Raw genomic sequence first — 25,566 nt, 5'->3', positions numbered from 1 at the left:
TCGGCTCGATCTACGCCCCAGGGATGACGGCCCCCCTCATACGCCTGCGGGACGCGGATCCGGGCGTCCGGCCCCTAGATTCCGGCGCGGAACGCCCAGCACCTCCGCACCGAAGCGCTTCCGCACCTCTGCACCTCCGCACCGCTGCACCACCGCACCGGCGAGCCGCCCGGCTCGCCCCCTCGCACGACGGACCGGCAGAGAGGACCTGTACCGCTATGTTCCACAGCAAACGGGGGAGACGCGGCGGCATACGCGCCAAGGCCGTGTCCCTCGCGGCCGTGCTCGCCACGGCCGCCGGCGCCCTCGCGCTCAGCCCCCAGACGGCCTCCGCCGCGCCCACCTACTCCGGCGACCCCGTGCAGTACTGGAACACCGTGCTGCTCGGCGCGATCAGAACGGCCGGTGGCCCGCCCGGGCCGCTCTCACGGGCCGCCGCCGAGATGAACGCGGCGATCTACGACGCCGAGAGCTCCTACCAGCTCCGCTGGCACACCATGACCTCCGACCCGTACCTCCAGGCGGTCAACTACGCCGGCTGGTCGGAGGGTCCGGGCGAGGAGGAGCGGGTGATCGGGCGCACCGCCTACAACATCCTGCTGAAGCTCTTCCCCGACCAGACGACGTACCTCGACAACAAGTTCACCGAGCGGTTCGGCACCAAGCCCACCGACTTCGACCTCCTCGACGTGACCGTCGTCAACACGATGGTCACCAACATGGTGAACTTCCGCACCGCGGACGGCTCCGCCGACCAGAGCGTCTACACCCCGGACGGCAAGCCCGGCGCCTGGCGGCCCACCAGCTACCCGGACCTGCCCGACCCGAGCTGCGCGCAGGGCGGCCAGGCGGCCAACCCCGAGTGGGGGAAGGTCAAGCCGTGGGCGCTGACCTCCGGCTCCCAGTTCCGGCCCTCGACTCCGGGCCGCTACGCCTCGTACGAGAGCCTGCTCGCCAGTCCCGACTACGCCGCGCAGGTCCAGCAGGTGCGCACGCTGGGGGCCGCGAACTCCACCGCCCGTACGACCGACCAGACCGCGGCGGCCTGGTTCTGGGCCAACGACGCCAACGGCACCTACAAGCCGCCCGGGCAGCTGCTCGACATCACCGCGCGGGTGGCGCGGGACCGCGGGCTGACGCCGTATCAGAACGCCCGGCTCTTCGCGCTGGTCTCGGTGGCGATGGCGGACGCCGCCATCGCCGAGTGGGACGTGAAGTACCAGACGCCGATCGACCTCTGGCGGCCCGTCTCCGCGATCCGCGAGGGGCTGAAGGACAGCACCTGGAAGCCGCTGTCGGGGAACACCCCGTGCTTCCCGGCGTGGGCCTCCGGCCACTCCGCGTTCGCCGCGGCGTGGGCGGGCATCATGCGGCAGTACTTCAAGAGCGACGACATCACCTTCACCGCCTCGACCGACGACCCCAAGGCGCCGGTGAAGAACCGTACGTTCACCAGCTTCAGCCAGGCCGCGCGCGAGGACGCGGACAGCAGGGTCTGGCTGGGCGTCCACTACCCGTGGGACGCGAGCGACGGGCTCACCCTCGGCGACTCCATCGCCACCTGGGTCTTCACCCACAAGATGAAGGCGGCGGGCTCGTGACGCACTGAGGACGCGGTGGCCGCCCCCGGGACGCCGGGGGCGGCCACCGCCTCAGCCGGGCCCGTCCCCGGGCGGCAGGTGCGAGGCCGGGGGAGCCTCCGCCGCCGGGTCGAGGATGCGGTTGAGGAAGTTCCTGGTCCGCTCCTCGCGCGGGGCGCCCACGACCTGCGCGGCCGGGCCCTGTTCGACGATGACGCCGTCGTCCATGAACACCACCCGGTCCGCGACCTCCCGGGCGAAGCTCATCTCGTGCGTGACCACCATCATCGTCATGCCCTCGCCCGCGAGCATCCGCATCACCGCGAGGACGTCCCCCACCAGCTCCGGGTCGAGCGCCGAGGTCGGCTCGTCGAAGAGCATCACCTCGGGGCCCATGGCGAGCGCCCGGGCGATGGCGACGCGCTGCTGCTGGCCGCCGGAGAGCTGCGCCGGATAGGCACCGGCCTTCTCGGCGAGCCCCACCCGCTCCAGGTTCTCGCGGGCCACGGCGGCGGCCTTGTCCCTGTCCCGGCGCAGCACCCGGCGCTGCGGCAGGATCAGGTTCTCCGTCACCGTGATGTGCGGGAAGAGGTTGAACTGCTGGAAGACCATGCCGATGCGGCGGCGCACCGCGTCGATGTCGACGTCCAGGTCGGTGACCTCGGTGCCGCCGACGAACACCTGGCCCGCGCTCGGCTCCTCCAGCAGGTTCACACAGCGCAGCAGGGTGGACTTGCCCGACCCCGAGGGGCCGATGACGCACACCACCTCACCGCGGGCGACCTCCAGGTCGATCCCGCGCAGCACCTCGTTGTCCCCGAACGACTTTCGCAGCCCGCGGATCTCGATCTCGTTCCGTGACATCTCGTTCCCTGACACCTCGTTCTGTGGCATCGCTTCCTCACCTCGCCCGGTCGGCACGGGCCTCCAGGCGGCGCACCACGAAGCTCAGGGGCACGGTCACCATCAGGTAGCAGAGCCCGGCGACCAGGATCGGGGTGGAGTTGGCGCTCTGGCTGGCCAGGTCCCTGCCGTACTTGGTCAGCTCCCGCTCCTCCAGGGTCACCCCGAGGAAGAGCACGAGCGAGGAGTCCTTGAAGAGCAGCACCAGTTCGTTGGTCAGCGGCGGGATGACGATCCGGAACGCCTGCGGGATGATCACCGACACCATGGCCCGGGCGTGCGAGAACCCCAGCGAGCGGGCCGCCTCCATCTGGCCCTTGGGCACCGCCTGGATGCCCGCCCTGATCGTCTCGGCCATGTAGGCCGCGGCGACCAGGCCGAGCCCGAGGGCGACCTTGCCGTACGTACCGCCGGGGATCTCCGTACCGGGGAAGGCGAGCGGGACCGCCACGCCCACGAAGATGAAGATCAGCAGGGCGGGCAGCCCGCGGAACAGCTCGATGTAGATGCCCGCCACCCAGCGGTAGGGCGCCACGGACGAGAGCCGCATCAGCGCGACGACCAGACCGAGTACCAGGCCGAAGGCGAAGCCGGAGAGCGTGTACACCACCGTGTTGCGCAGGGCGATGGTGATGATCTCCGGGAAGAGCTTGCTGACGAGGTCCTTCTGGGCGAACTGGTTCTGCAGGCGGTCCCAGTCGGCGAGGACGCCGATGGTGACCAGCACCGCCACGAAGACCGCGTACTGGATGCCCTGCGAGACGCGCCTTCGTTGACGCCTCGTCAGGCGGGAGGTCACGGCTGGACCTTGGGCAGCGGGCCGATCCACTCCTCGTAGATCTTCTTGTACGTGCCGTTCGCCTTGGCGTCCGTGATCGCCTTGTCGATGGCGGCGAGCAGCTTGCTGTTGCCCTTCTTGACCGAGAAGCCGTACCGCTCGCCGGTCGCGATGTTCTCCACCAGGGCGAAGCGGTCGGCGTTGGCCTTGTCCTTGAGCCAGCCCTGGACCACCGGGTAGTCGATCACCACGGCGTCGACCTGGCCGGTGCGCAGACCGTTGAGCACGGCGTCGGAGCTCTCGAAGGCGACCGGGTTGAAGCCCTTGCCCGTGGCGTAGCTCTCGCCGGTGGTCTCCGCCTGCGCGCCGAGCTTCCTGCCCCTGGCCTTGAGGTCGGCGAGCGAGGTGATCCCGCTCTTCTTGGTGGCGAGGAGCGCCTGGGTGGCGTCGAAGTAGGGGACGGAGAAGTCCACGTTCTTCTTGCGCTCGTCGGTGATGGTCATACCGGCGGCCGCGAGGTCGCACTCGCCGGAGTTGAGGAAGGCACCGGTCTTGAAGTTCTCGAACGGGGTGTCGAGGATCTTCTGTTCGACCTTGAGGTTCTTGGCGACGAGGTCGATCAGGGACACGTCGAAGCCCACGACCTTGCCGTTCCGCTCCGACTGGAACGGCGGATAGGGCAGATGGGTGCAGGTGGTCAGCTTGCCCTTGTTGACCACCGGCACCCCGCCGGCGGCCTCCCCGGCGCCGTCCCCGCCCGAGGAGCAGCCGGTGGCGGCGAGCAGCAGTCCTGCCGCGGTGGCTGCGGCGGTGGACAGATTGCGGATACGGTGAGCCGTCCTGGTCACGGTTGACCTCCATCGGTACGGGGGTGGCTGAGGAGCGGAACCGTTCAGCCATGATCGTATGAGACTGGGGGTGACTTCGCCCCCGAACGCGGCAGGCGCGCCGATGACGTCGTCCGGGACACCCGCCTGCCGGGGCACCGGCCGACGGGGTTCCGGGACGCGGGTCAACTTGGCCATCTAGGCTGATCATTGACTGTTCCACCAGGCCCCAGGAGACGACGCCCGTGACCGAGAACCCCGCCCCCCTCGACGCTCCCGAGCACGTTCGGAGCAGAATCAACACCTCCCAGCCGCACACGGCGCGGATCTGGAACTACTGGCTCGGCGGCAAGGACAACTACGAGGTCGACCGCGCGGTCGGCGACCAGATCCGCGAGCTCCACCCCGGCATCGGCGACTACGCCCGCGCCGACCGGCTCTTCCTCGGCCGCGCCGTGCGCCACCTGGTGGCCGACCGGGGCATCCGGCAGTTCCTCGACATCGGCACCGGCCTGCCCACCGCCGACAACACCCACGAGGTGGCGCAGAGCATCGCCCCCGAGTCCCGGATCGTCTACGTCGACAACGACCCGCTGGTGCTCGCCCACGCCCGGGCCCTGCTGACCAGCACGCCCGAGGGCCGGACCGACTACCTCGACGCGGATCTGCGCGACGTGGACAGCATCCTGGAACACGCCTCGAAGGCCCTGGACTTGAGCCGGCCCGTCGCGCTGATGCTGCTGGGCGTGGTCATCTTCATCGGGGACGACGACCAGGCGTACGGCCTGGTGCGCGACCTCATGGAGCGGCTGGCCCCCGGCAGCTTCCTCGTCCTGTCGCACACGGTGACCCACCCCGGGATGCCGGACGTCGACCAGGCGGTGGCGTTCTGGAACGAGCACGGCACCCCCAAGCTCACCCAGCGCACCCCCGAGCAGACCGCCCGCTTCTTCGACGGCCTGGAGCTCCTGGAACCCGGTGTGGTCTCGTGCTCGCGCTGGCGGCCCGAGCACGCCGGGGACGGGGAGCCGGCCGAGGTGGCCATGTTCGGCGGCGTGGGCCGCAAGGCCTGACCCGCCCCGGAGCCGTCTCCTGGGACGACCATGGCTCCGCCTTTGCCATTGCGGGGACCTCCCGCCGGGATGTCCCCGCAATGCGCCCTTCGTCACCGGGGCGGCTTCACCGCACCTTGAGGCAAGGTTGACCAACGCAACGCTGGATGCGGAAGGTTGCGGACGTAGGTTCGGCCGCATGGCCCCCACCCCTTCCGCCCTCCCGGTCCTGCCCTACCGGAAACCCACGCCCGGCCGGGACTACTGGGTCCTCGACGACGTCCTGCCCAACGCCGACGAGGTCCGCGCGCGCTGCCTCGCCACGGACGACTGGGTCGAGGGATACCCCCGCAAGCCCGAGACCTGGCCGGGGCTGCGCACCATGCCGGGCCTGGAACCCGCCGAACTCGCCCGGGTGGAGCGGCTGGTCAGGAAGGCGACCGGGGCCCGCGAGCTGTGGCTGGAGAAGGCCCCCGGCGGCGCCACGCTCAACCACAACTGCGTCCAGGTCGTCGGCAGGGACGAGGGCGAGCCGCGCCCGCACACCGACTCGCGCGCGCTGTGCCGGTACGCGGCCGTGCTCTACCTCAACCCGGGCGTGCCCAAGGACTGCGGCACCAGCTTCTACCGCCAGAGCCTGCCCGGCGGTGTCCTCGGCGGCAATCTGGTCGCGGCCCCGCACACCAACCTCGTCGAGGCGCTCGGCACCCGGTTCGTGCCGCCCGGCTCCTTCACCGAGGACGTCCGCGTCGCCCACCGCTACAACCGGCTGCTCCTCTACAACGCCAACATGATCCACACGGCCACCGGCTACTGGGGCAGCACCCTGGAGGACAGCCGGATGACGGCCGTCTTCTTCTGGATGGCCTGAGCCGGACGGCCCGAGCGTCAGGGCGCGGGCGGGGTTGCGGCCGGGGCGGCCCGGGTGGCGACGACGACGGTGGCGTACCGCTCCTCGCAGGTCGCCACCTCCGGCACGAGACCGCCCCCGGTGACCGCCGCGAGCGCCGCCGGCACCTGGCGCTCACTGGTCTCGAAGAGCAGCCGCCCGCCGGGCGCCAGCCACAGCGCCGCCTCGGACGTCACCCGGCGCAGCACGTCCAGGCCGTCGGCGCCGCCGTCGAGCGCCACCCGCGCCTCGTGGACGCGCGCCTCCGAGGGGAGCAGCTCGATCTCCTCGCTCGGTACGTACGGCACATTGGCGAGCAGGACGTCCACCCGGCCGCGCAGCCCGGCCGGGAGCGCGGCGAACAGATCGCCCCGGTGCACCCGGCCTCCGGCGGCGGTGACATTGCGCCGGGCGCACTCCACGGCCGCCGGGTCGATGTCGGCGGCGTGCAGCTCGGCACCGGCGAGCCCCTCGACGAGCGCCACGCCCAACGCCCCCGAGCCGCAGCAGAGGTCCACCACGACCGCGCCCGCCGGCGCGAGCGCCGCGGCCCGCTCCACCAGGAACTCCGTACGGCGCCGCGGTACGAAGACGCCCGGGTCCACCGCGACCCGTACCCCGGCGAACTCGGCCCAGCCCAGGACGTGTTCGAGCGGCAGGCCCTCGGCGCGGCGCGCCACCATGGCGCCGAGCTCGGCGGGGGTGCGGGCGGTGGAGAGCAGCAACTCCGCCTCGTCCTCGGCGAAGACACAGCCGGCGGCGCGGAGCCGGGTCACGACGGCGGAGCGGGACAGCACGGTAATGGGTCTCACCTGGGGTGTGGGGCCGGAACCCGTCCGGGTCCGGAAGCCTGCGGGGCGCGGTCACCCTACCCCGGGCGTGTCGGAAGCCGAGGTGATGTATCCGCGCATACCGTGCATAGAATGACCGAATGATCTTCATTGTCGTCAAGTTCCCCGTGAAGCCCGAGCACGCCGAGGAGTGGCCCCAGCGCGTCGCGGACTTCACCGGCGCCACCCGGGCCGAGCCGGGGAACCTCTGGTTCGAGTGGTCCCGCAGCCTGGAGGACCCGAACACCTATGTGCTGGTCGAGGCCTTCGAGGACGGCGCGGGCGGGGCGCACGTCGACTCCGACCACTTCCGGGCCGCCATGGAGACGATGCGCCCGCTCCTGCGCCGCACTCCCGAGATCGTCAGCACGACGATCGAGGGCGCGACGGGCTGGAGCGCCATGGGCGAGCTGAAGGTCGACTAGTCGGCAAGTCGGCACTTGGCGGTTGGGAGTCGACGGACCGGCGGGCGGCGCTTGTGCCCCTATGCTGAGGGCGATGTTCGCTCCCCAGGGCCCCACCGTCCGTGAACTCGCCGTCCAGGCGCTGTCGTCGGTCGAGCGCGGATACGACCTGCTCGCCCCGAAGTTCGACCTCACGCCGTACCGCACTGCGGATGCGGTCCTCCAGGCCGTCACAGGCGTCCTCACCGCCCTCGGCCCCTTCGGCCGCGGCCTCGACCTGTGCTGCGGCACGGGCGCGGGGCTGGACGTCCTGCGCGCGGTGTGCCGGGAGCGGATCACCGGGGTCGACTTCAGCGCCGGGATGCTCGCGGTGGGCCGGGCGCGGGGCGCCGGGGACGCCGACTGGATCCGCGCCGACGCCCGCGCGCTGCCGTTCCGGGACGCCTTCGACCTGGTGGTGAGCTTCGGGGCGTTCGGGCACTTCCTGCCCGCTGAGCGGCCCGGCCTCTTCGCCCAGGTCCGCTCGGTGCTCGCGCCCGGCGGCCGGTTCGCGTTCCCGGTCGCGGCCCCCGCCCGCCCCGGCACGGCGGGGTACTGGGCCCTGCTCGGCTTCGACGCGGCGATGCGGCTGCGCAACGCGCTGTGGCGGCCCCCGTTCGTCATGTACTACCGGGACTTCCGGCTCGCCGGCCTCCGCGCGGAACTCGCCGGGGCCGGTTTCCACGTGGACCACTACGCGCTGGAGGAGCTGGGCCGGCGCCCGGACGGGAGCCCCCGCTGCCGTCTGGTGGTCGCCACCGCCCGCTGAACCTCGTTCCCGCTCACCTGCGGGCATAACACCCTGTGATGCTCGTGTGGCGTGGGGTGAGCGGGAGTCGTACGGTGGCGGAGGTGGTTTCCACCGGAACGCCGCCCCCGGGCGGCCGGACGGTATCCGACACTCTCGGGGTCACGAGGTGAGGACCTTGCCCTCCGTGCACTTTCCTCTGATGCTCGCGCTCGCCGCGGCTTCGTTCTTCCTCTGGCGCAAGGGCGGCACCAAGCTGTCCCACGCGCTGACCTGCGCAGGCTTCGGCTTCTACTTCGCCGACACCGCGGCGGCCCCCTCGCTGCACAGCGCGGTCAACTCGGTGATGGGCATGCTCGGCCAGCTCGCCGGCTGAGCACGCCCCCCGCGCCGGATCAGGCGTCCGCGACCCAGCTGCCGTGGAATCCCAGCGGAACCCGTCCGGGCAGATGGACGCGGGCCAGCGGACGCCCGGTGAAGTCCTGCGCCGCCAGGATCAGCAGGTCGGCGGCGCCCCGCCGCGGGTCATGGACGTACGCCAGCGCGTACCCGTCGTCCTCCGCCGCCCCCGGGGCCGGGTCCGGTCCGTGCGCGGGCACGAACACCGCCTCGCCCACCGCCGCGCCCCGGGGCAGCCGGTGCGACTGCGAGGTGCCGCGCAGGAAGTCGTGCTTGATCAGGGCGTTGCCGAAGGTGCCGTCCGGCGGCACGCCGTCGGCGGTCAGATACGCGGTGGACATCTCGGCGCAGGCGGCGGTGTACCCGTACCGGTGGCGCCGGGAGACCAGTGACTCGTTGACCCGGGGGAACTCCTGCGGCCGGTCGTCGAGCCGCCGGGTGCGCACCCGGCCGTGCGCCAGGTCGATGGTCCAGCGGTCGAGCGCGGGCGTTCCCAGGGCTGTGGGGCCGTCGCTGCCGCGCCCCGCGACCTGGAAGGGCGCCGGGAAGGTGGTGAGTTCGACGACCACCGAGGCCCCTTCGTCGTAGGCGTTGAGCGTGTGCGAGACGAAGACGGGGTCGATCTCGAACCAGCGCACGCTCCCTCCGGCGCGCGGCATCACGCCCACCCGCGCCGGGTGCCGGTCGTTCCACCCGTACGGCACGGGCACGCCCGCCCCGGCCGCCGCCGCGTCGAAGGTGACGGGGATGTCGAAGAGGACCACATGGCGCTCGGTGAGCGCGAAGTCGTGCATCATCGGGCTGTCCGCCACCGGGATCCGGGTCGTGCGAGCCACCCGCCCGGTCCGGTCGACGACCAGGTGGCGGACGTGGTCCCAGGTCGGGTAGTAGGTGATGGCGTGCAGCTCGTCCGCCTGGACGTCGTACTTGGTGTGCGCGGTGAACGCGCCGCTCAGCGAGGAGCGGAAGTCGTAGGGGCGCAGGGTGTTGAGCTCGCCGTCCAGTTCGTACGGCAGCGGCCCGCTCTCCTGGAGGGCGAGGATGCGGCCCTTGTACGGGATGACGTGCGTGTTGCAGGCGAAGTCGTCCTCGGGGACGGGGCCGGGGTACGGCTCGCCGAGCTTGCGGCTGACGGCGGCCGAGCGCACCCAGCGGTTGCGGTACCACTCCGCCCGCCCGTCGCGCAGCCGCACCCCGTGGACCATGCCGTCCCCGAGCATCCAGTGGTGGGCGCGCGGGTCCTCCAGGCCGAGGACGTTGGGGCCGGTGCGCAGATAACGCCCGTTCAGCGAACGGGGGATGCGGCCGGTGACGGGCAGGTCGAAGGCGGTGAGCTCCTCGGTGACGGGCGCGAAGGCCCCGTGCAGGAACGGTTGGCCCGCGGCCGGGGGCGCCGCCGCCCGCCGCGTGCCCCGCGTACCCCGCGTCCCCTGCGGGGCGGCGGACGCGGCCGTCCCGCCGTGTGCCGCCAGCACTCCTCCGGCCGCCATGCCCGCCGCGCCGCGCAGTACGTTCCGCCGTGTCCGGTCATTCATGTCCGAGCCCCCCGCTGTCCTGTCCGTACGATCCGTGGACCCCGATCGTCCACCGCGCAGGGGGCGGCGGTCAGGAGGGCTGGGCCCCGCACGGGGGTGGTGCCAGGCCCCCGGTCCGCGAGGCCCTTTCGGGGTTTTCGCACGAAATCCCAGGCAAGGTGTTGAATGTGCGACTAATGAGATGATGTGATGCGGGTCACAGATCGGGAGTGGCAGCAAGGAGCGAGTCGATGTCCACCACCGTCGAACAGTCCGTCCTGGCCCGCCTCGTCACCGACGCACCCCACGGCGTCCCCGTCCCCGTCACCCTCACCTACGACGGCGCCGACCCGCTGGCCGTCCGGATGCTGTTCCCCGCCCAGGTCTCCCTGGACGACACCGGCGTGACCTGGGTCTTCGCCCGCAACCTCATCGACCGGGGACTGCGCGCCCCGGCCGGCGACGGCGATGTGCGCGTACGGCCGCTCGATCCGGCCCGGACACTGGTGGAGCTGCGCTCCCCGGACGGTCTGGCGCTCCTCGAATTCGGCACGGCGGCGCTGCGCCGCTTCCTCGTCCTCACCTACGCGGAGGTCTCCGCCGAGGCCGAGAACCAGGACCTCGACATGGACGGCGCCCTCGCCGCGCTGCTGCGCGAGAGCCGGTGAGCGCCCGGCCCCGCTGAGGCCGAGCGTCAGCCGAGCACCGGCGCCGCCCGGTCGAGGACGGCGCCGACGCGCTCCCAGGTGGCCGTGTCACGGGCGACCGGCTCCAGCGCGGCCCCCTCGCCGGTGCCCCAGGAGGCCGCGGTCGCCACCGGGTCCGCCCCGGAGACGGCCGCCGCGGCGAGGGCCGCGGCGCCCAGCGCGACCAGTTCCGTCGCCCGGGGCACGAGGAGCGGCCGGCCCGACAGCCTTCGTACGGTCTCGACCCAGGTGCGGCCCCGGGCGCCCCCGCCGATCAGCCGCAGCGGCCGGCCGGCGGTGCCCGGGTCCGCCGGGTCGAGCCCGCACGCGCGCAGCAGGTCGTCCAGGGCGCGCAGGGCGGTGAAGACCGCGCCTTCGTAGGCCGCGCCCAGCAGTTGGGGGCCCGTCGTGGCGTGGCGCAGCCCTGTGAGCAGCCCGGCCGCGGCCGGCAGGTCGGGGGTGCGCTCGCCGTCGAGATAGGGCAGGAGGACCGCCTCGCCGCCGGGTTCCGCGTCGTCGCGGCCGAGGCCGAGCAGGGAGGCGATCCGGTCCACGGCGAGCGTGCAGTTGAGGGTGCAGGCGAGCGGCAGGAAGGTGCCGTCGGTCGCGGCGAACCCGGACAGCTCGCGGGAGGCGGGCCGGGTGCGGGTGGCGGCGAAGACGGTGCCCGAGGTCCCCAGGCTGAGGACGGGGTGGTCGAGCAGGCCCGCGCCGCCGAGCCCCAGCCCCACGGCTGCGGCCATGTTGTCCCCGGTCCCAGCGGCGACCGCGGTCCCCGCGGGCAGCCCGAGCGCCTCGGCGGCCCGCGCGGTCAGGGATCCCACCCGGGTGGCGCCGGTGGCGGCGACCTCGGGCAGCAGGGAGGCGTCCAGGCCGAGGAGGTCGAGCAGCACGGGGTCGTAGGCGCCGGTCGCCGTCGCGTACCAGCCGGTGCCGGAGGCGTCCCCGGGGTCGGTCGCGGCGGTTCCGGCGAGGCGCTCGGTGAGGAAGTCGTGGGGGAGGCGGACCCGGGCGGCGGCCGAGGCGTGCGCGGGCTCGTTCTCGTACAGCCAGCGCCACTTGGCGGCGGTCACGGCGGCGACGGGCACCGAGCCGGTGCGCGCGGTCCACGCGTCCGGGCCGCCGAGCGCCTCGGTGAGGGCGGCGGCCTGCGGGGCGGAGCGGGTGTCGTTCCAGAGCAGTGCCGGGCGCAGCGGCCGCCCGGCGCTGTCCAGGACGACCAGTCCGTGCTGCTGCCCGGCGACCGCGATGCCGGTGACGGCGGAGGCGGGCACCCCCGCCCCGTTCAGTCCGGCCGCGACCGCCTCGCCCAGCGCCCGCCACCACTGCTCGGGGTCGCTCTCGCGCGCCCCGCCGGAGCCGTCGACGCGGTGCGGGGCGCGGCCCACGGCGAGCGTCCGCCCGGTCTCGGCGTCGGCGAGCAGGGCCTTGGTGGACTGGGTGGAGCTGTCCACCCCGATGACGACCGGGGCCTGCGGCATGCGGCACCCCTCTCCTGCGGAACTCGCGCGTACGGACGCGCCGGATTGATTTGCGCGTATGCGAAACAAATTAGGTGACGGCCCAGGGTTTCGGAAGGCGTGGCGATCATGTCATATTCGTCAGGTCAGTAAACAAATAGCATGGGGCCCTCCGGGCGCCCCGCACCGAGGTGGACACGACGATGACGGAACGCTTCACACCCACCCCCGAGGACAAGTTCACCTTCGGTCTGTGGACCGTGGGCTGGCAGGGGCGCGACCCGTTCGGCGACGCGACCCGGCCCGCCCTCGACCCGGTCGCGACCGTCCACCGGCTCGCCGAGCTCGGGGCGTACGGGGTGACCTTCCACGACGACGACCTGATCCCGTTCGGCGCGTCCGACGCCGACCGCGACGCCCACGTCAAGCGCTTCCGCGCGGCCCTGGACGCCACCGGCCTCGCGGTCCCCATGGCCACCACCAACCTCTTCACCCACCCCGTCTTCAAGGACGGCGCCTTCACCGCCAACGACCGGGACATCCGCCGGTACGCGCTGCGCAAGACGATCCGCAACATCGACCTCGCCGTGGAGCTCGGCGCCCGGGTGTACGTGGCGTGGGGCGGGCGCGAGGGCGCGGAGTCGGGCGCCGCCAAGGACGTCCGGGTGGCGCTCGACCGGCTGAAGGAGGCCTTCGACCTGCTGGGCGAGTACGTCGTGAGCCAGGGCTACGACCTGCGGTTCGCCGTCGAGCCCAAGCCGAACGAGCCGCGCGGGGACATCCTGCTGCCCACCGTCGGGCACGCGCTGGCGTTCATCGAGCGGCTGGAGCACCCGGAGCTGGTCGGCGTCAACCCGGAGACGGGGCACGAGCAGATGGCCGGGCTCAACTTCACCCACGGCGTCGCGCAGGCGCTGTGGGCCGGGAAGCTCTTCCACATCGACCTCAACGGCCAGTCCGGCATCAAGTACGACCAGGACCTGCGGTTCGGCTCGGGGAACCTGCGGGACGCGTTCTGGCTGGTCGACCTGTTGGAGTCGGCGGGCTACGAGGGCCCGCGCCACTTCGACTTCAAGCCGCCGCGCACGGAGGACGCCGACGGGGTGTGGGCCTCGGCCGCCGGGAACATGCGCACCTATCTGATCCTGCGCGAGCGCGCGGCGGCGTTCCGCGCCGACCCGGCGGTACGCGAGGCGCTGCGGGCGTCCCGCCTGGACGACCTCGCCCGGCCGACCGCGGACGACGGCCTGACCGGACTGCTCGGGGACCGCGCGGCCTTCGAGGACTTCGACGCGGAGGCGGCGGGCGTGAGGGGGATGGCCTTCGAGCGGCTGGACCAGCTGGCACTGGAGCATCTGATGGGGGTGCGCTGAGGGGCGGGCGTCCGCCACGTCCGAAGGGCGGGACGCCCCGGCGTCCCGCTCGACCCGGGCCCTCGTTGGCCGGGGGCTCTGCTCAGCCCGGCTCTGCTCAGCCCGGGGCCCTGCTCGGCCCGGCGTCCCGCTCGGCTTGCCTCCAGCCCGCCGCCCACTCCCCCGGGTCGTCCAGCACCGCCTCCACCACCAGCGCCGCCGCGCCCCGGGCCGCGTCGCCCGCCAGGGACGAGGCCCGTAGGCGGCCGCTGTCGCGGGGCCACAGGCCCGAGACCACCCGGGCGGCCAGCTCGGCCCCGGCCGGGGGAGCGAGCCACGGGGACAGCGTGCGGTAGACGCCGCCGAGGACCACGCTCTGCGGGTCCAGCAGGTTCACCGCGCCCGCCAGTACCCGGCCCAGCATTTGCCCTGCCGTGTCCAGGGCCGCCAGCGCCCGCTCCTCGCCCGCCCGGGCCCGGCGCTCCAGCTCGGCCACGCCCGCCGCTCCGGCGCCCTCCTCGATGCCCGCGCCGCGCAGCAGCGCCCACTGGCCCGCGTACTGCTCCAGGCAGCCCCGGGCCCCGCAGCGGCACTCGGGGCCGGACGGGTCCACCGGGACGTGGCCGATCTCCCCGGCGAAACCGTGCGCGCCGCGCAGGAGTTCACCGTCGAGGACGAGGGCGCCGCCCACGCCGATCTCACCGGAGAGGTAGAGGAACGTGCGGGCCTCGTCCGGTCCGCCGAACCACAGCTCGGCCAGCGCCGCGAGGTTGGCCTCGTTCTCCGAACGCACCGCGAGGGCCGGGGCGTCGGGGCACTGGGCGAGGGCCCGCGCGAACAGGTCGTCGGCCGGTACGCCGTTCCAGCCCAGGTTCGGCGCCTGGCGGACGGTGCCGCCGGCGACCAGGCCCGGCAGGGCGAGCGTCACCCCGGCGGGCCGCAGCTCCTGCCGCCGGGCGGAGTCCAGTGCCCGCGCGGTGAGCCGCGCGGCCCGGGCCAGCACCTCGGCGGGCGGCCCGCCCCGGTTGTCCAGGTGCTCGGTGAGCCGGACCCGGTCGGTTCCCGCCAGGTCCACCACGCACACGGACGTGTAGTCGACGTTGATCTCGACGCCCACCCCGGCGGCACCGGTCCTGGCCGGCTTGAGGACGGTGCCGGGCCGCCCCGCCTGCCCGCTGAAGGTCTTGCCGGACTCGGTGAGGAACCCGCCCTCCAGCAACTGCTCCACCAGTGAGGACACGGCCGCCCTGGTCAGTCCCACGCGTGCCGCGACGGCCGCCCGGGTGGTCTCGCCCTCGTCGTGGACCGCCCGCAGCACCAGGCTGAGGTTGTGCCGGCGCACGGTGTCCTTGTCGGCCTTGGGGGCCAGCGGGGCGAGGTTGCTCTTCATGTCGTGGCCGAGCCTATGCGATGCCCGGGGCGCCGCGGTTGCCCGGCCGGCGCCGCTCGGACGGGACGCGCGGCCCGGCGACACGGATGCGGAGGCTTCGGCGCTCAGGGGCGAGTTCACGCCATACCCCGGGCCGGGCGTGGTTGAACGTAACACCGCTGCAATCCCTTGCGGAAGGCCTTGCGGAGGAAATGCGGGGAGAGAACCCGGAGATTTCCGCGGTGTGGCGCGGGTGTGTCCAAAGGGTTGACCGGCTGGTCCAGGCCGCCTACGGTCTCGACCGCAATAGCTTTCCGGTTATTTCAGCAAGAACATTCAGAGCCCTTCGGAGCGGCAGGCCGCGCCGCTCCGCGAGGCCGCCGCGTCCCCTCTTTCCCGCCACGGAGGTCCCCCCCCATGGACACCAGCACCCCCCGCACCCGCCGTACGCGCAGAACCCTGGCCGCCGCCCTCGCGCTCGTCGCCGGGGCCGCGAGCAGCGCCGTCCTCGGCGCCCCGCAGGCGGGGGCCGCCGCGCCGGGGCCCAAGGACGTGACCGCCGTGCTGTTCGAGTGGGACTTCGCGTCGGTGGCCAGGGCCTGCACCGGCGAACTCGGCCCCGACGGCTATGGCTACGTCCAGGTCTCCCCGCCCCAGGAACGCGTACAGGGCGATGCCTGGTGGACCGCCTACCAGCCCGTCAGCTACCGGATCGGCAGCCGGCTCGGCGACCGCGCCGCCTTCCGCTCCATGGTGGACACCTGCCACGCGGCGGGCGTCAAGGTCGTCGCCGACGCGGTGGTCAACCACATGACCAGCGGCTCGGGCACCGGCTCCGCGGGCTCGGCCTATGGCAAGTACGACTACCCCGGCACCTACTCCGCCGCCGACCTGGACGACTGCAGGGCCGAGATCGGCAACTACCAGGACCGCTGGAACGTCCAGCACTGCGAGCTCGTCGGCCTGGCCGACCTCGACACCGGCGAGGAGTACGTCCGCCGGACCATCGCCGGATACCTGAACGACCTGCTCTCGCTCGGCGTCGACGGCTTCCGGATCGACGCCGCCAAGCACATCCCCGAGGACGACCTCGCCGCCATCAAGTCCCGGCTGAGCAACCCCGGTGTCTACTGGAAGCAGGAGACGATCTATGGCGCGGGCGAGGCCGTACAGCCCACCGAGTACCTCAATACCGGTGACGTCCAGGAGTTCCGCTACGCCTGGGACCTCAAGCGGGTGTTCACCAACGAGAAGCTCGCGTACCTGAAGAACTTCGGGGAGGGCTGGGGCTACCTGAGCGGCGGCAAGGCCTCGGTCTTCGTCGACAACCACGACACCGAGCGCGGCGGGCAGACGCTCACGTACAACGACGGAGCCCGCTACACCCTGGCCCATGTCTTCATGCTGGCCTGGCCCTACGGCTCCCCGGACGTCCACTCCGGCTACGTGTTCAGCGACAAGGACGCGGGAGCGCCCAACGGTGGCCGGGTGAACGCCTGTTACAGCGACGGATGGAAGTGCCAGCACGCCTGGCCGGAGATCCGCTCGATGGTGAAGTTCCGCGCCACGGCCGGCACGGCGCCGGTCACCGACTGGTGGGACAACGGCGGCAACGCCATCGCCTTCGGACGCGGCACCAAGGCGTTCGTGGCCGTCAACCACGAGGGCTCGCCGCTCACCCGCACCTTCCAGACCTCGCTGCCGGCGGGCGGCTACTGCGACGTGCAGAGCGGCAGGGCGGTCACGGTCGACGGCTCCGGGCGGTTCACCGCGACCCTGGGCGCCGACACCGCCCTCGCCCTGCACACCGGCGCCCGTACGTGCGGCGGCAACTGACCTGAACGCCCCCTGGCGCGACCGGCCGGCCGGTCCGACGCTCCCTCCGTGCCCACGCCCGTACCCGTAGTCCCCCGAAGCCCGTAGTCCCCCGAAGAAGGAGTAGGTCCGTGATCGGCTCTCCGCGCCGAACCGCCGTCACCGCCGCCGTGGCCCTCGCGCTGCTGGCGTCGGCCGCGCCCGCGGCGCATCCGGCGCCCACCGCGCCCCCGGCGCCCCCGTCCGACGCCCGGCTCGCCGCCGAGCCCGCCCGGCACGAACTCACCCGGGAGCAGCCCTACTTCGTGCTGCCGGACCGGTTCGCGGACGGCGACAGCGGCAACAACCGGGGCGGTCTGACCGGCGGCCGCTCGGTGACCGGCTACGACCCGGCCGACAAGGGCTTCTACCAGGGCGGCGACCTCAAGGGCCTGACCGGGAAGCTGGACTACATCAAGGGGCTCGGCAGCACCGCGATCTGGCTGGCACCGATCTTCAAGAACAAGCCGGTCCAGGGCACCGGCGCCGACCAGAGCGCCGGGTACCACGGTTACTGGATCACCGACTTCACCCAGGTCGACCCGCACTTCGGCACCAACGCCGACCTGGCCCGGCTGATCGACAAGGCCCACGCCAAGGGCATGAAGGTCTTCTTCGACGTCATCACCAACCACACCGCGGACGTCATAGGCCACCGCGAGCAGAGCTCGGCGTATCTGTCCAAGGGCGCGTTCCCGTATCTGACGAAGGACGGCGTGCCGTTCGACGACAGCGCCTACGCGGCCGGCGGCAAGGGCTTCCCCGCCGTCGGCCCCGGCTCCTTCCCGTACACCCCGGTCGTGCCCGCCGCCGAGAAGGCCGCCAAGGTCCCGGCCTGGCTCAACGACCCCTCGCTCTACCACAACCGGGGCGATTCGACCTTCGCCGGGGAGAGCGCGGAGTACGGCGACTTCTCCGGCCTCGACGACCTGTGGACCGAGCGGCCCGAGGTCGTGCGGGGCATGGAGAAGATCTACGAGAAGTGGGTGGAGGACTTCGACGTGGACGGCTTCCGCGTCGACACGGTCAAACACGTCGACCTGGACTTCTGGACCCAGTGGGCGACCGCCCTCGACGCCTACGCGGCCAAACGCGGGCGCCCCGACTTCTTCATCTACGGCGAGGTGTACTCGGCCGACCCGTCGGTGACCTCCCCGTACGTGAGGCGGGGCCGGCTGGACGCGACCCTGGACTTCCCCTACCAGCAGGCGATGCGCGGCTACGTCTCGCAGGGCGGCCCGGCGGCGGACCTGGGCGCGGCCCTCGGCCAGGACTACCGCTACACCACCGACAAGGCCAACGCCTACGAGCAGGTGACCTTCCTCGGCAACCACGACATGGGCCGGATCGGGAGCTTCCTGGTCCAGGACAACCCGAAGGCCGACGCCGCCGAACTGCTGCGGCGCGACCGGCTCGCCCATGAGCTGATGTTCCTCAGCCGGGGCAACCCCGTCGTCTACTACGGCGACGAGCAGGGCTTCACGGGCGCGGGCGGCGACAAGGACGCCCGGCAGACGATGTTCCCGTCGAAGGTCGCCGACTATCTCGACGACCCCCAGATCGGTACCACCCGTACGCACGCGAGCAGTGCTTTCGATCCGGAGCACCCGCTCTACAAGGCGATCGCCGCTCTCTCCACGCTGCGCAAGCGGCATCCGGCGCTCGCCGACGGTGTGCAGACCGAGCGGTACGCGGCGCGGGGCAAGGGCGTCTACGCCTTCTCCCGCACCGACGCCAGGACCGGCACCGAGTACGTCGTCGCGGTCAACAACGCGACCGAGGAGCGGACCGCCGAGTTCGCGACCGGCTCCGCGAACACCGCGTTCACCGGCATCTACGGCGCCACCGGCACGCTCACCAGCGGCGCCGACCGCCGCGTCACGGTCCGGGTACCCGCCCTCTCCGCCGTCGTATACAGGGCGGCGGAGCCGCTGGGCACCCCCGCCGCACGGCCCTCGCTCACCCTGACGGCCCCGGCCGCGGGCGCCACCGGCGACGTCGAGATCACGGCCGACGCCGACGGCGGTCAGCTGAACCGGGTGGTGTTCGCCGCCCAGACCGGCACCGGCTCCTGGCAGGTCCTCGGCTCCGCCGACCACGCCCCGTACAAGGTCGTCCAGCACCTGCCCGCGACCCTCGCGGCCGGAACGCCCCTGCGGTACAAGGCCGTCGTCGTCGACTCGGCCGGGCACACCGCGAGCGCGACCGCCCGGACCACGAGCGGCACGCCCGCCGCCGAACCGGCGCCCACCGCCTCCCGGCGCGACTACGCCGTGGTCCACTACAAGCGCCCCGCCGGTGACTACACCGACTGGCGGCTCTACGCCTGGGGCGACCTCGCCGACGGCGAGTCCACCACCTGGCCCGCCGGCCACGCCTTCACCGGCCGCGACGCCTACGGCGCGTTCGCGTACGTCAAGCTGAAGCCGGGCGCCTCCGGTGTCGGGTTCCTCGTCATCGACAAGGACGGCACCAAGGACGTCACCGCCGACCGCACCATCGACGTGGGCCGCACCGGGGAGGTCTGGGTCGAGCAGGGCAAGGACGCGCTCCTCACCTCGCCGCCCCCCGGCGCCTATCCGCCGCAGGACACCACCAAGGCCGTCATCCACTACCAGCGCGCCGACGGCGACTACAGCGGCTGGGGCATCCACACCTGGACGGGCGCCGCGACGCCGACCGACTGGTCCACGCCGCTTCCGCCGGTGCGCACCGACGCCTTCGGGGCGGTCTTCGAGGTGCCGCTGAAGGAGGGCGCGTCCAGCCTGAGCTACATCCTGCACAAGGGCGATACCAAAGAGTTCGGCTCCGACCGCTCGCTGGACCTCACCGCGTACGGGCACGAGGTGTGGCTCCTGGGCGGGGTGGAGAAGTACCTGCTGCCCATGGGGTCGGGCTCCGCCGCCGACCTCGACCTGACGAAGTCGCGGGCGCAGTGGATCGACCGGTACACCGTCGCCTGGGAGTCGGGCGGTACGGCCGCGAGCCGGCAGTTGGTGTACGCGCCGGAGGGCGGCCTCGCCGTCAAGGACGGCGTCCTCACCGGCGAGGGCCACTGGCTGCGGCTCACCCCCGTGCCCGGCGGTCTCACCGACGCGCAGAAGGCCCGCTTCCCGCACCTCGCGAAGTACGCGGCGTTCACCGTCGATCCGCGCGACCGCGACCGGATCGGCCGGGCCCTCACCGGACAGGTCGTCGCCACCCAGCGGCTCGCCAACGGCGCCCTGCTCGCCGCCACCGGAGTCCAGACCCAGGGCGTCCTCGACGACCTGTACGCCGCCCGCGCCGGCCGGGCGGCGCTCGGCCCGGTCTTCTCCGGAGGTCGCCCCACCCTGTCGCTCTGGGCACCCACCGCCCGGCGGGTCGCCCTCGAACTCGACGGCCGCACCGTCGCCATGCGCCGCGACGACGCCACCGGCGTCTGGTCGGTGACGGGCCCCCGCGACTGGTCGGGCAAGCCGTACCGGTACGCCGTGACGGTGTGGGCGCCCGGCGTCCAGAAAATCGTCACCAACCTGGTCACCGACCCGTACTCCACCGCCCTGACCACCGACTCGGCCCGCAGCCTCGTCGTCGACCTCGCCGACCCGAAGCTCGCGCCCAGGGGCTGGTCGTCGCTGCGCAAGCCCGCCGCCGTACCGCTGCGCGCCGCGCAGATCCAGGAGCTGCACGTCCGCGACTTCTCGGTCGCCGACCCCACCTCCCGCCACCCCGGCCAGTACCTGGCGTTCACGGACACCGCCTCGGACGGCATGAAGCACCTGAGCGAACTCGCCCGCTCCGGGACCTCCTACGTCCACCTCCTCCCCGCCTTCGACATCGGCACCATCCCGGAGAAGAAGTCCGACCGGGCCGTCCCGGGCTGCGACCTCAAGGTGTACGCGCCCGACTCGTCCGAGCAGCAGGCGTGCGTGGCGAAGACCGCCGCCAAGGACGCCTACAACTGGGGGTACGACCCGCTGCACTACACCGTGCCCGAGGGCTCCTACGCCAGTGACCCGGAGGGGACCCGGCGCACGGTCGAGTTCCGGCAGATGGTCCAGGGCCTCAACGGGGCGGGCCTGCGCACGGTGATGGACGTGGTCTACAACCACACCGTGGCGAGCGGCCAGGCCGGCACGTCGGTCCTCGACCGCATCGTGCCCGGCTACTACCAGCGCCTCCTCGACGACGGCACGGTGGCCACCTCCACCTGCTGCGCCAACACCGCGCCCGAGAACGCCATGATGGGCAAGCTCGTGGTGGACTCGGTGGTCACCTGGGCCCGGCAGTACAAGGTCGACGGCTTCCGCTTCGACCTCATGGGCCACCACCCCAAGGCCAACATCCTCGCGGTCCGCAGGGCGCTCGACGCGCTGACGCCCGCCAGGGACGGCGTCGACGGGAAGAAGATCGTCCTGTACGGGGAGGGCTGGAACTTCGGCGAGGTCGCCGACGACGCCCGGTTCGTCCAGGCGACCCAGAAGAACATGGCGGGCACCGGCGTCGCGACCTTCTCGGACCGGGCGCGCGACGCGGTGCGCGGCGGCGGGCCCTTCGACGAGGACCCGGGCGTGCAGGGCTTCGCCTCGGGCCTGTACACCGACCCCAACTCCTCGGCCGCCAACGGCACCCCGGCCCAGCAGCGGGCCCGGCTGCTGCACTACCAGGACCTGATCAAGGTCGGCCTCTCCGGCAACCTCGCCGCGTACACCTTCACCGACACCTCCGGCCGTACGGTCACGGGCGCCGACGTCGACTACAACGGCGCCCCGGCCGGGTACGCGCGGGCTCCCGGTGACGCGCTCGCGTACACCGACGCGCACGACAACGAGTCGCTCTACGACGCGCTCGCCTTCAAGCTGCCGCGCTCCACGCCGGCCGCCGACCGGGCGAGGATGCAGGTGCTCGCGCTGGCGACGGCCGCGCTGTCGCAGGGCCCGGCGCTCTCCCAGGCCGGTACGGACCTGCTGCGCTCCAAGTCGCTGGACCGCAACTCCTACGACAGCGGTGACTGGTTCAACGCGATCCACTGGGACTGCCGGGACGGCAACGGATTCGGGCGCGGGCTGCCGCCGGCGGCCGACAACCAGCCCAAGTGGCCGTACGCCAAGCCCCTGTTGGCGGCCGACTCGCTCACCCCGGGATGCGCGGAGATCACCGGCGCCTCGGCGGCCTACCGTGACCTCCTGAAGATCCGTTCGACCGATCCGGCCTTCCGGCTGAGCACCGCGGCCCAGGTGCAGTCGGCACTCTCCTTCCCGCTCTCCGGCAAGGACGAGACGCCGGGTGTGATCACCATGCGGCTCGGCTCCCTGGTCGTGGTGTTCAACGCGACGCCGGACCGGCGGACGCAGCGCGTCGCGGACCTCGCGGGCCACGCATACGCGCTGCACCCGGCGCAGGCGAGGGGCGGCGACGCAACGGTCAAGTCGGCCTCGTACGAAGCGGGTTCGGGTACGTTCGGCGTCCCCGGCCGGACGGTCGCCGTGTTCACCGGCCGCTAGCGGGCCGCGGGTCCGCCGCGGCCGGTGGCGAAGCCGCCAGGTCACGGCGCGGCGCCCGTCGGGCGCGGCGGCCCGGAGTGTTGACTGTGCTCCGGGCCGCCGCGATGGTGATGGGCATGCCAAAGTCGTGGGCGCGTCCGTTCGGGGTCCTCGTCCTGCTCGCCGCGCTCCTCGGGGCCGGGGGCACCCCGGCCTCCGGGGCGGAGGGACTCCCCGACGCCCAGTGGTTCGACGGCGCCACCGCCTCCGCGCTCACCGTCGAGGACGGGCGGCTGGTCGACGGGCTCGGCCGCGAGGTGGTGCTGCGCGGCTACAACGTCTCCGGTGAGACCAAGCTGGCCGAGCACGGGGGACTGCCGTTCGCCTCGGTCGCCGACGCCCGCGCCGCCGCGACCGCCGTACGCGCCCTGGGCGGCGCCAACACCGTCCGGTTCCTGCTCTCCTGGGCGTCCGCGGAGCCCGTACGCGGCCAGGTGGACCAGGGGTACCTCGCGGCCGTCACCGAGCAGATGCGGGCCTTCCTGGACGCCGGGGTCCGGGTGCTGCCCGACTTCCACCAGGACCTGTTCTCCCGCCACCTCTTCGACGCGGGCAGCTGGTACACCGGCGACGGGGCCCCCGCCTGGGCCGTCGCGGACGCCGGTTATCCGCGCGAGTCCTGCGGGATCTGCCTGTTCTGGGGCCAGAACATCACCCAGAACGAGGCCGTCAAGCGCGCCACCCACGACTTCTGGCACAACGCGCGCGGCATCCAGGACGCCTTCCTCAATACCGCCCGGACCACCCTGGGGTATCTGGCCCAGCACCTCACCGCGGAGGAGTTCGCGGCCGTCGCCGGTTTTGACCCGTACAACGAACCGCACGCGGGCAGCTACGACAGCGGGCAGACCAGCCGCGCCTGGGAGCGTGAGGTGCTCTGGCCCTTCTACACCCGCTTCCGGACCGCGATGGACGCGGCGGGCTGGCAGGCCAAACCCGCCTATGTGGAGCCCAACCTCTTCTGGAACGCCAACATCGACTTCCAGCGCCAGGAGGGCGGTCTGCTCGACGCGGGCGCCCTCGGGCCGCGCTATGTGTTCAACACCCACTTCTACGACCAGAAGGCGATCTCCGGCGTCTTCATGTGGGGCAAGGCGGGCGACGGCCAGTACGCGCGCGACCTCGGCGCCGTGCGCGACCGGGCCGCCGCCGCGAGCACGGCCGCGGTCGTCGGCGAGTTCGGCCATCCGCTCTCCGGGACCGTCGCCGACAAGGCGCCCAGTGTCCTCAAGGCGATGTACCAGGGGCTGGACTCCCGCCTCGCGGGAGCCGCCTGGTGGTCGGACCCGTCGGCGTCCGGCCCCGTCCTGTCGGGCACCCAGTGGCAGTGGGACCTGTACAGCGGACGCCACCACGAGCTGATGAACGGCAACCCCGGCAAGGTCCTGACGGCCGGTGACGCCTGGAACGACGAGGACCTCTCGGCCGTGCGCCGCGACGACTCGGGCGCCCCCGTCCTGCGCCAGGACGCCCGCCTCCTCGACCGGCTCTACCCCTCGGCCACGGCCGGCCGCGTGCTCGCCTTCACCTACGAGGACCGTTCCCGCGACGGCTCCACCACCCAGACGTGGAACCCCGTCCCGGCATCGCTGCCGCAGGTGGCCCGGCTCGTCGGCACCGGCCGCTACGGTCTGCTCCTGTGGCGCTCGGGCGGCCTGGCCGCGCCCACCGAGCTGCACCTGCCGGCCTCCTTCGCCGCCACCACGGTCGTCTCCGACCTCGGCGCGGTCCACCGGCCGCCCCTCTACACGCCGCAGACCCCCGTCGCCGTGGCGCCCGAGCCCGGCGGCACCGGCAGCCGCCGGCTGCTGCTCACCGCACCCGACCGGGGCGGTGTCCACTTCGCGCTGGTCACCGACGGCGCCACCGACCCGTCCGCCGACCTGCTGAACACGGCCCGCGCCGAACTCACGGCCTGGGCGGCGACCCACACGTGACACCGCGCCGGGGCACTCAGCCCTCGGTGACCCGCACCAGAACGCCGTGCTCGTCGCGCGCGTAGGCGCGGCGGCGGTTCTTCTCCAGTTTGCGGGCGACCTCCTCGTCCAGGTCCACGCCGTTCATCTCGGCCAGCGCCACCAGATAGAGGAAGACGTCGGCCAGCTCCTCGCCGAAATCCGGAAGCCGCTTGCGCCAGGCCGTGAACGCCTCGCCCACCTCGGCGCTGAGCAGACCGAACTCCAGCGGCACGTCGGTGACGTTGAACCCCTTCTCGATCTTGTTCGCCCAGGCCTGCTCCTGTGCGGTCCGGATGTCCACGACTCCTCCGAGCGGTGCGTGCGGCGGTGTCCACCCAGCCTAACGAGTGCCGAACGGGCCCCGCCCGCCGATCCGGTTCAACACCGGGGCTCCGGTGGCCGATAGGAGGGGGACGGACGGACGGCGAGGAGTACGGAACATGCTCAATGAGTGGCACACGGCCGCCAACATCGGGGCGGGCCTGGGCTATGGCGGGATCATCGGCCTGGAGCGCCAGTGGCGGGCCCGGATGGCGGGGCTGCGGACCAACGCGCTGGTGGCGGCCGGCTCCGCGCTGTTCGTGCTGCTCTCGACGTACGGCTTCGTCGACGCCACCAGCACCAGCGGCTACGACGGCTCCCGGGTGGCCGCGCAGATCGTCTCGGGCATCGGCTTCCTGGGCGCCGGTGTCATCATGCGGGACGGTCTGAGCGTACGGGGGCTGAACACGGCCGCCACCCTGTGGTGTTCGGCGGCGGTCGGGGCCCTCGCCGGGGCCGGGCTCTACGCGGTGGCCGCGCTCGGCACCGCCGGGGTGGTCGGCGCCAATCTGCTGCTGCGGCCGCTGGGGCGGCGCCTGGACCGCGAGCCGCACGGAGGTGTCGAGGTCGGTACCGACTACCTGTTCGAGGTGGTGTGCGCCGAGCCGGAGGAGGCGCATGTGCGCATCCTCTCCGTCCAGGCCCTGACCGGGCCGGGGTTCCGGCTGCGTTCGGTGCACAGCCAGGACGCCGACGCCCCCGGCAGGGTGACGGTGACCGCCGAGCTCACCACCGAGCGCCGCGACGACAGCCTCCTCGAAGAGGCGGTGAGCAGGCTGTCGTTGGAGCCGGCCGTCTCGGCGGTGAGCTGGACGGTGCTGCACCATCCGGACGACGACGAGGACGACGACGAGTACGGCGGGCGCGGGCGGCGCCGCCGCTACCGGGTCCGTGATTTCTTCAACAACCCGTGAGGACGCGCCCCCGTCGGCACCCGACGTTTCGTCAAGTTTCGGACTCCCGCGTTCAGGTTCGAAAGGATCTTCGTGTAAAACAGTGCGGGACCGGTCAATGACAGTGTGTACTGGCCACGTTCGCCTTCCGGGGCGGTCGTCCACATGCCCTTCTCCCGATCTCC

General features: G+C 72.7%; 19 protein-coding genes and 1 pseudogene. 12 read left to right on the top strand and 8 right to left on the bottom strand.

Going from position 1 to position 25,566, the window contains the following annotated elements; translation table 11 throughout:
- The first annotated feature begins 218 nt into the window (after window positions 1-218).
- Complete coding sequence (locus tag ABZ404_RS01995; protein WP_358836233.1) at window positions 219-1,601, top strand: vanadium-dependent haloperoxidase; 1,383 nt, start codon at window positions 219-221, stop codon at window positions 1,599-1,601.
- Window positions 1,602-1,652: 51 nt separating this feature from the next.
- Here ABZ404_RS01995 and ABZ404_RS01990 read toward each other — a convergent pair whose 3' ends face one another.
- The 3 genes from ABZ404_RS01990 to ABZ404_RS01980 are packed head-to-tail and all read right to left on the bottom strand — an operon-like array spanning window position 1,653 to window position 4,109.
- Window positions 1,653-2,444 carry an amino acid ABC transporter ATP-binding protein gene (locus ABZ404_RS01990; RefSeq protein WP_358836739.1) on the bottom strand — a complete coding sequence of 264 codons (792 nt, stop codon included), beginning with the start codon at window positions 2,442-2,444 and terminating at the stop codon, window positions 1,653-1,655.
- Window positions 2,445-2,481: 37 nt separating this feature from the next.
- Window positions 2,482-3,282 (bottom strand): amino acid ABC transporter permease, encoded by an 801-nt coding sequence (locus ABZ404_RS01985; protein ID WP_358836738.1) that lies wholly within the window; start codon window positions 3,280-3,282, stop codon window positions 2,482-2,484.
- The gene (locus tag ABZ404_RS01980; RefSeq protein ID WP_358836737.1) at window positions 3,279-4,109 is read right to left on the bottom strand and encodes a transporter substrate-binding domain-containing protein; all 831 of its coding nucleotides are present in this window, start codon (window positions 4,107-4,109) and stop codon (window positions 3,279-3,281) included. Before ABZ404_RS01980 ends, ABZ404_RS01985 begins: the two co-directional genes overlap by 4 nt.
- Window positions 4,110-4,333: 224 nt before the next feature.
- On the opposite strand from ABZ404_RS01980, the gene ABZ404_RS01975 reads away from it, so the two are divergent.
- Both ABZ404_RS01975 and ABZ404_RS01970 read left to right on the top strand, forming a co-directional pair.
- Entirely contained in the window at window positions 4,334-5,161 is an 828-nt protein-coding gene (locus tag ABZ404_RS01975; RefSeq protein WP_358836736.1) for an SAM-dependent methyltransferase, read from the top strand.
- Between the two features lie 178 nt (window positions 5,162-5,339).
- On the top strand, window positions 5,340-6,011 hold the full coding sequence (locus tag ABZ404_RS01970) for a DUF6445 family protein (RefSeq protein ID WP_358836735.1): 672 nt from the start codon (window positions 5,340-5,342) through the stop codon (window positions 6,009-6,011).
- A 17-nt stretch (window positions 6,012-6,028) separates the two neighbouring features.
- Here the strand turns inward: ABZ404_RS01970 and ABZ404_RS01965 are convergent, their stop codons facing one another.
- A complete protein-coding gene (locus tag ABZ404_RS01965) occupies window positions 6,029-6,832 on the bottom strand; it encodes a putative protein N(5)-glutamine methyltransferase (RefSeq protein WP_358836741.1) in 804 nt (267 codons plus the stop codon).
- A gap of 128 nt (window positions 6,833-6,960) precedes the next feature.
- Between ABZ404_RS01965 and ABZ404_RS01960 the strand changes: the two genes are divergently transcribed.
- The 3 genes from ABZ404_RS01960 (at window position 6,961) to ABZ404_RS01950 (ending at window position 8,426) form a co-directional block, all read left to right on the top strand.
- A complete protein-coding gene (locus tag ABZ404_RS01960) occupies window positions 6,961-7,284 on the top strand; it encodes a putative quinol monooxygenase (protein ID WP_358836734.1) in 324 nt (107 codons plus the stop codon).
- A 73-nt stretch (window positions 7,285-7,357) separates the two neighbouring features.
- Window positions 7,358-8,071, top strand: a complete 714-nt coding sequence (locus ABZ404_RS01955) for a class I SAM-dependent methyltransferase (RefSeq protein ID WP_358836733.1) — start codon at window positions 7,358-7,360, stop codon at window positions 8,069-8,071.
- Between the two features lie 166 nt (window positions 8,072-8,237).
- Window positions 8,238-8,426, top strand: a complete 189-nt coding sequence (locus ABZ404_RS01950) for a hypothetical protein (protein WP_358836732.1) — start codon at window positions 8,238-8,240, stop codon at window positions 8,424-8,426.
- A gap of 19 nt (window positions 8,427-8,445) precedes the next feature.
- Here the strand turns inward: ABZ404_RS01950 and ABZ404_RS01945 are convergent, their stop codons facing one another.
- On the bottom strand, window positions 8,446-9,984 hold the full coding sequence (locus tag ABZ404_RS01945; protein ID WP_358990030.1) for a carotenoid oxygenase family protein: 1,539 nt from the start codon (window positions 9,982-9,984) through the stop codon (window positions 8,446-8,448).
- A gap of 230 nt (window positions 9,985-10,214) precedes the next feature.
- On the opposite strand from ABZ404_RS01945, the gene ABZ404_RS01940 reads away from it, so the two are divergent.
- Window positions 10,215-10,631 (top strand): SsgA family sporulation/cell division regulator, encoded by a 417-nt coding sequence (locus ABZ404_RS01940; RefSeq protein ID WP_358990027.1) that lies wholly within the window; start codon window positions 10,215-10,217, stop codon window positions 10,629-10,631.
- Between the two features lie 26 nt (window positions 10,632-10,657).
- On the opposite strand, the gene xylB is transcribed toward ABZ404_RS01940, so the two are convergent.
- Entirely contained in the window at window positions 10,658-12,130 is a 1,473-nt protein-coding gene (xylB, locus tag ABZ404_RS01935; RefSeq protein WP_358990024.1) for a xylulokinase, read from the bottom strand.
- Between the two features lie 182 nt (window positions 12,131-12,312).
- Between xylB and xylA the strand changes: the two genes are divergently transcribed.
- Window positions 12,313-13,482 (top strand): xylose isomerase, encoded by a 1,170-nt coding sequence (xylA, locus tag ABZ404_RS01930; protein ID WP_358836140.1) that lies wholly within the window; start codon window positions 12,313-12,315, stop codon window positions 13,480-13,482.
- 97 nt (window positions 13,483-13,579) lie between these two features.
- Here xylA and ABZ404_RS01925 read toward each other — a convergent pair whose 3' ends face one another.
- Window positions 13,580-14,851 carry an ROK family transcriptional regulator gene (locus ABZ404_RS01925; protein WP_358836139.1) on the bottom strand — a complete coding sequence of 424 codons (1,272 nt, stop codon included), beginning with the start codon at window positions 14,849-14,851 and terminating at the stop codon, window positions 13,580-13,582.
- A 396-nt stretch (window positions 14,852-15,247) separates the two neighbouring features.
- On the opposite strand from ABZ404_RS01925, the pseudogene ABZ404_RS01920 reads away from it, so the two are divergent.
- From ABZ404_RS01920 to ABZ404_RS01910, 3 genes and pseudogenes are all read left to right on the top strand, one after another.
- Window positions 15,248-16,660, top strand: a pseudogene (locus ABZ404_RS01920) (alpha-amylase family protein); the annotation flags it as partial.
- Between the two features lie 155 nt (window positions 16,661-16,815).
- Window positions 16,816-22,170 carry a pullulanase-type alpha-1,6-glucosidase gene (gene pulA / locus ABZ404_RS01915; protein ID WP_358990097.1) on the top strand — a complete coding sequence of 1,785 codons (5,355 nt, stop codon included), beginning with the start codon at window positions 16,816-16,818 and terminating at the stop codon, window positions 22,168-22,170.
- A gap of 116 nt (window positions 22,171-22,286) precedes the next feature.
- Complete coding sequence (locus ABZ404_RS01910; RefSeq protein ID WP_358837433.1) at window positions 22,287-24,146, top strand: cellulase family glycosylhydrolase; 1,860 nt, start codon at window positions 22,287-22,289, stop codon at window positions 24,144-24,146.
- A 16-nt stretch (window positions 24,147-24,162) separates the two neighbouring features.
- On the opposite strand, the gene ABZ404_RS01905 is transcribed toward ABZ404_RS01910, so the two are convergent.
- Window positions 24,163-24,468, bottom strand: coding sequence for a MazG-like family protein (locus tag ABZ404_RS01905; protein WP_358837434.1), 306 nt, complete (start codon window positions 24,466-24,468; stop codon window positions 24,163-24,165).
- 139 nt (window positions 24,469-24,607) lie between these two features.
- On the opposite strand from ABZ404_RS01905, the gene ABZ404_RS01900 reads away from it, so the two are divergent.
- A complete protein-coding gene (locus ABZ404_RS01900; RefSeq protein ID WP_358837435.1) occupies window positions 24,608-25,402 on the top strand; it encodes an MgtC/SapB family protein in 795 nt (264 codons plus the stop codon).
- The last annotated feature ends 164 nt before the right edge of the window (window positions 25,403-25,566 follow it).

This window comes from Streptomyces sp. NPDC005878, assembly GCF_040629815.1.
Classification (GTDB): Bacteria; Actinomycetota; Actinomycetes; order Streptomycetales; family Streptomycetaceae; genus Streptomyces.
Note: the sequence above shows the minus strand (reverse complement) of the source record. Positions and strands in the feature narration are given on the sequence as shown.

Bases quoted from the DNA above. Each gene is read 5' to 3' on its own strand.
- ABZ404_RS01995 (WP_358836233.1), top strand. From the start codon at position 219: ATGTTCCACAGCAAACGGGGGAGACGCGGCGGCATACGCGCCAAGGCC.
- ABZ404_RS01925 (WP_358836139.1), bottom strand. From the start codon at position 14,851: ATGAAGAGCAACCTCGCCCCGCTGGCCCCCAAGGCCGACAAGGACACC.
- ABZ404_RS01970 (WP_358836735.1), top strand. From the start codon at position 5,340: ATGGCCCCCACCCCTTCCGCCCTCCCGGTCCTGCCCTACCGGAAACCC.
- xylA (WP_358836140.1), top strand. From the start codon at position 12,313: ATGACGGAACGCTTCACACCCACCCCCGAGGACAAGTTCACCTTCGGT.
- ABZ404_RS01900 (WP_358837435.1), top strand. From the start codon at position 24,608: ATGCTCAATGAGTGGCACACGGCCGCCAACATCGGGGCGGGCCTGGGC.
- ABZ404_RS01945 (WP_358990030.1), bottom strand. From the start codon at position 9,984: ATGAATGACCGGACACGGCGGAACGTACTGCGCGGCGCGGCGGGCATG.
- ABZ404_RS01910 (WP_358837433.1), top strand. From the start codon at position 22,287: ATGCCAAAGTCGTGGGCGCGTCCGTTCGGGGTCCTCGTCCTGCTCGCC.
- ABZ404_RS01955 (WP_358836733.1), top strand. From the start codon at position 7,358: ATGTTCGCTCCCCAGGGCCCCACCGTCCGTGAACTCGCCGTCCAGGCG.
- ABZ404_RS01940 (WP_358990027.1), top strand. From the start codon at position 10,215: ATGTCCACCACCGTCGAACAGTCCGTCCTGGCCCGCCTCGTCACCGAC.
- ABZ404_RS01960 (WP_358836734.1), top strand. From the start codon at position 6,961: ATGATCTTCATTGTCGTCAAGTTCCCCGTGAAGCCCGAGCACGCCGAG.
- ABZ404_RS01990 (WP_358836739.1), bottom strand. From the start codon at position 2,444: ATGTCACGGAACGAGATCGAGATCCGCGGGCTGCGAAAGTCGTTCGGG.
- xylB (WP_358990024.1), bottom strand. From the start codon at position 12,130: ATGCCGCAGGCCCCGGTCGTCATCGGGGTGGACAGCTCCACCCAGTCC.